Origin of the sequence: Bacillus paramycoides, assembly GCF_001884235.1 — a bacterium.
In the GTDB taxonomy this organism is placed as follows: Bacteria; Bacillota; Bacilli; order Bacillales; family Bacillaceae_G; genus Bacillus_A; species Bacillus_A paramycoides.
Genome location: NZ_MAOI01000100.1, coordinates 1 through 225 on the forward strand (window position 1 = coordinate 1; position 225 = coordinate 225).

A 225-nucleotide genomic window follows, 5' to 3' on the forward strand; every position below is an offset into this window, starting at 1 on the left:
AAGCACAATCAAAGTAGACTTACTACAAAATGGTAAAGTAGTGGATACAAAAGAAGTAACAGCGGCAACAAACTGGAAGTATACGTTTGACAAACTTCAAGCTTACGATGCAGAAGGTAAGGCATACAAGTATGAAGTAAAAGAACAAGCAGTTGAAGGATATAAATCCAAAGTAAACGGTTATGACATCACGAATACAAAAGTGGGCGAAACGAAAGTAGAAGG

1 protein-coding gene is annotated in these 225 nt (G+C 36.9%); it reads left to right on the forward strand.

The features are described 5' to 3' along the window. Positions 1-225: Cna B-type domain-containing protein (locus tag BAU28_RS20985; RefSeq protein WP_244158161.1), on the forward strand; the 225-nt coding region annotated here is incomplete at both ends.